The following is a 2,720-nucleotide window of genomic DNA, read 5'->3' on the forward strand; positions in this document are numbered from 1 at the left end:
CTCGCCGTCCGGGGCCTCGGCGGACAGGATCTCACCGGACCAGCCGGCATCGCTGCCGAGCGGCCACAGCGCCTGCCAGAGGCGCTGCCGATCCATCGCCACCAGACGGGTCAGCCGGACCGTGCGCAAACCAAGCGGCACCGTCATCAACAGAAAGATCAGCCCGAGATTGCTGGCCACCAGAATGGCCGTGACGATGGGCGACACCTGGACGTTGCTCCCTGTCTTGCCGGGGCACTCTAACGTCGCTGCGGCAAGAAAAGCTTAACGGCGGAGCGGTCTTCGACCGCATGGGACCCACGGCGGCGAACGCCGCCAAATCACATGGCTCCAATCCAGATCGCCATGGAGACGAGAAAGGTGCTCATGCAAACCAGTGAGATGACATCCTGAACCAGATCGGTCATAACTCTCTCCTGTTGTTGATATGTTCGTATTTTGTTCTAATTTTGTTTCAAAGTCAACGGACACAATCCGGCCGTGTCCGAATTTCCGGGCGATCAAATCGGCAGGGTTAAGAAAAGGTTGACGGGCGAACGACGGTTGCCCAGCGCCGACCAGGGCACGACGAGACTGGGGTCAGGCCGAGCCGAGAATGGTGGATTTCGAGAACCGGAGCGGAGCGTACTTTTGGGTACGTGAGCACCGTTCTACCGCGACGGGGTAGAACGGGAAGCGCAGGAAGCCGCCTTTCGCAGGCCGGCCTCCCCCAGTATCGCCGTGCCCTAGAGCGGCACCACTTTACCGTCGGCCAACGTGACGCGACGGTCCATGCGCGATGCCAGCTCGTGATTGTGGGTGGCGATCAGCGCCGCGAGGCCCGATTGCTTGACCAGCGCCGCCAGCGCCTCGAACACATAGGACGCGGTGACCGGGTCGAGATTGCCGGTCGGCTCGTCCGCCAGCAGTACCAGCGGCGCATTGGCGACCGCACGCGCAATGGCGACGCGCTGCTGTTCGCCGCCGGAGAGCTCGGACGGCCGGTGCGCCGCGCGTTTGCCGATCTGCATGTAATCGAGCAGCTGCGCCGCGCGCTCGGCCGCGTCCTTGCGGCTGAGCCCCTTGATGAGCTGCGGCATCATTATGTTTTCCAGCGCCGAGAATTCCGGCAGCAGGTGATGGAACTGGTAGACGAAGCCGACATCGTTGCGGCGGATCGCCGTGCGCTCGTCGTCGGACAGCCGCCCGCAGGCGCGGCCGGCCAGGATGACGTCGCCGGCGTCGGGACGCTCCAGCAGGCCGGCGGTGTGCAGCAGCGTCGACTTGCCGGTGCCAGACGGCGCCACCAGCGCCACCATCTCGCCGCGCTTCAGCGAGAAGTCCGCACCATTGAGAATGGTGAGTTTTCGCGGTCCCTGGACGTAGTGCCGCTCGACGCTCTTCAGCTCGATAATGACCTCGGCCACTATTCGTACCTCAAGGCTTCGACCGGATCGAGACGCGCGGCGCGCCATGCCGGAAACACCGTTGCCAGGAAGGACAGGCCGAGCGCCATCAGGACGACATAGGTCGTCTCGCGCGGATCCATCTTCGCCGGCAACTGGCTGAGGAAATAGAGTTCAGGATTGAACAGCACCTTACCGGTCATCCACGAGAAGAACTGGCGGATCGATTCGATGTTGGTGCAGATCAGTACGCCGAGCAGCACACCGGCAAGCGTGCCGGTCACGCCGATCGCCGCACCCGTCATCAGGAAGATGCGCAGGATGGCGCCGCGCGACGCCCCCATGGTGCGCAGGATGGCGATGTCGTGGCCCTTGTCCTTCACCAGCATGATCAGGCCGGAGATGATGTTCAGCGCCGCCACCAGCACGATCAGCGTCAGGATCATGAACATGACGTTGCGTTCGACCTGCAGCGCGGAGAAGAAGGTCTCGTTGCGCTGGCGCCAATCGACCATGTCGATCGGCCGCTGCGCCGCCGCCTCCACTTTCGGTTTCAGCGCATCGACATCGTCTGGATTGTCGACATAAATCTCGATCGTTTGCGCCCGCCCGTCCATGTTGAAATAAAGCTGCGCTTCGGAAAACGGCATGTAGACGATGGACGTGTCATATTCGGACATGCCGACTTCGAAGATCGCCGCGATCTTGTAGCCCTTCATGCGCGGCGTGGTGCCGATCGGCGTCACGTCGCCGTCGGGCGAAATCAAGGTGATGGTATCGCCAAGCGTCAGGCCGAGATTCTCAGCCATGCGCTTGCCGATGGCAACGCCCTCGCCAGAATCGAAATCGGCGATCGAACCCTGCTTGATGTTGCTGGCAACGATGGCGATCTTGCTCAGATCCTCGCCGCGTATGCCGCGAACCAGCGCTCCGGTTCCGCCGCCGACATTGCCTTGCGCAAGCACCTGGCCATCGATCAGCGGGATGGCGTATTTAACGCCTGCTACACCGTTGATGCGGCTGGCGACCTGCGCATAGTCCTCCAGCGGCGAATCGAGCGGCTGCACGATCAGGTGGCCGTTGACGCCGAGGATGCGCGTCAAAAGCTCTGCCCTGAAACCGTTCATCACCGCCATGACCACAATCAGCGTGGCGACGCCCAGCATGATGCCCAGAAACGAGATCGAGGCGATCACCGAGATCACCGTCTCCTTGCGCCGCGAACGCAGATAGCGCCAGGCGACCATGCGCTCGAAGATGGAAAAGGGTCCGGCGCCGACCGATCTTGCCGCCACCGCCTCGCTCATGCGGCGACACCGAAGCGCTTCTTCGCAT

The 2,720-nt window shown here is 62.7% G+C and carries 2 protein-coding genes and 1 pseudogene; all 3 read right to left on the reverse strand.

The window, feature by feature from the left end; translation table 11 throughout:
- Positions 1 to 207 (reverse strand): annotated as a pseudogene (locus ENZ75_RS27640) (site-2 protease family protein); the annotation flags it as partial.
- Positions 208 to 725: 518 nt separating this feature from the next.
- Complete coding sequence (locus ENZ75_RS27645) at positions 726 to 1,409, reverse strand: ABC transporter ATP-binding protein (protein ID WP_027160544.1); 684 nt, start codon at positions 1,407 to 1,409, stop codon at positions 726 to 728.
- Entirely contained in the window at positions 1,406 to 2,692 is a 1,287-nt protein-coding gene (locus tag ENZ75_RS27650; RefSeq protein ID WP_013531108.1) for a lipoprotein-releasing ABC transporter permease subunit, read from the reverse strand. The genes ENZ75_RS27645 and ENZ75_RS27650 overlap by 4 nt, the downstream gene beginning before the upstream one ends.
- Positions 2,693 to 2,720 lie beyond the last annotated feature (28 nt).

It is taken from the genome of Mesorhizobium sp. M7A.F.Ca.CA.002.04.1.1, assembly GCF_004022805.1.
Lineage (GTDB): Bacteria > Pseudomonadota > Alphaproteobacteria > Rhizobiales > Rhizobiaceae > Mesorhizobium > Mesorhizobium ciceri.